The sequence below is a fragment of the Macromonas nakdongensis genome, from assembly GCF_002837145.1.
Lineage (GTDB): Bacteria > Pseudomonadota > Gammaproteobacteria > Burkholderiales > Burkholderiaceae_C > Macromonas_B > Macromonas_B nakdongensis.
In genome coordinates, this window is the sequence record NZ_NWMV01000174.1 from 1 (window position 1) to 1584 (window position 1584).

A 1584-nucleotide genomic window follows, 5' to 3' on the forward strand; every position below is an offset into this window, starting at 1 on the left:
GCGGCCCCAGACGGCCAAGCCGGCCAGCACCCCCAGGCACAGCGCCCCCAGCGGCCACTGGCCCCAGCGGCCGGCCCACCGGGCGTAAGGCGTCACGCCGTGGCGGCCCTCCACCTCGGCTTCCAGCACGGCGCGGGTCAGGCGCGGCAGTTCGGCCTGCACCCGGCCGCGGTGGTCGATCACCGCCGTGGCACCGGTGTTGGTGGCGCGCAGCATGGGCCGCTCCAGCTCCAGCGCCCGCAGGCGCGACATGTGGCGGTGCTGGTCGATCGCCACCGTGTCGCCGAACCAGGCCAGGTTGCTCACGTTCACCAGCACCGTGGGCGCCTGCGCCGGGTCGCGGAACGAGGCCGCCAGCTCTTCGCCGAACACGTCCTCGTAACAGACGTTGGGCGCGATGCGCTGCCCCGCCCAGGCCAGCGGCGGCTGCGCCAGCGCGCCCCGGCGGAAATCGCCCAGCGGGATGTGCATCAGCTCGGTGAACCAGCGGAAACCCCAGGGAATGAACTCGCCAAAGGGCACCAGGTGGTGCTTGTCGTAGCGGTAGGGGGTGGGGTCGGCCCCGGCCCAGCCGGCCACCGAGTTGGTGTAGCCGTCGGCCCAGTTGCCCAGCGGCACCCCCAGCAGCAGGGCGGCCGGGGCGCCCTGGGCGGCCTGCTGCAAGCCGTCCCAGTAGCCGGGTGCCAGGTCCTGCGGCAGCAGGGGCACGGCGGTTTCCGGGGCCACCACCAGCCCGCCCGGCCGACGCGCCGCCGCGGCCTGCAGCTGGTCGCCGTACCAGGCCAGGGCCAGCGGCACGCCACTGCCGGCTTCAAACTTCTCGTTCTGCGGAATATTGCCCTGCAACAAGGTGACCGGCAGGCGCCCGGCCGGCACGGTGTGGGCGGGCATCGCCTCGGCCCAGCCACGGCCCACCCAGGGCAGCGCCAGCAGCGGCAAGGCCAGGCCCACGGCCCACAACCGGCCCGCGGGCACCCGGCCACGCCCCGGGCCAGCCTGCCGCTCGCCCCCGGCCGCCCACGCCGCCAGGAAGGCGCTCGCCGCGCCCATGCCGTACACGCCCACGTAGGGCGCCAGCGCGGCCAGCGCATCGACCTGGGCGTAACCGCCCGCGCCCCAGGGGAAGCCGGTGAACCAGGTGCCCCGGGCCCACTCGGCCAGGGTCCAGAGCGCGGCAAAGGCCAGCGCCGCCGTCAATGGCCCACGCCGACGCCAGCGCCAGCACAGCGCCCCGGCTGCGGCGTAGTACGCCGACAAAAAGGCGGCCAAGGCCAACACCGCCAGCGCCGCCAGCGGCGCCGCCAGCCCGCCGTAGGTGTGCATGGACACGAACAACCACCAGAAGGTGGCGCTCAACCAGGCCGTGGCGAACACGCCGGCACGGGCCGCCGCCGCCCGGCCACTGGGCGCACGCAGCACCGCCCCAGCCAGCCAGGCCAGCGACGCCCACTGCAGCACCGCCACCGGCTCGCCCGCGCGCAGCAGGCCCCAGTTGGGGCCCGGCCAAGCCAGGGCCGCGGCCTGGGCCCAGCCCGCCGCCAGCAACAGCGCCCACGGGGCCCAGCGCCCCAGGCCCCTCGGCCC

1 protein-coding gene is annotated in these 1584 nt (G+C 76.0%); it reads right to left on the reverse strand.

The window, feature by feature from the left end; genetic code table 11:
• The coding region (lnt, locus tag CON77_RS14965; RefSeq protein WP_439650590.1) for an apolipoprotein N-acyltransferase at positions 1-1584 on the reverse strand (1584 nt) is incomplete at both ends.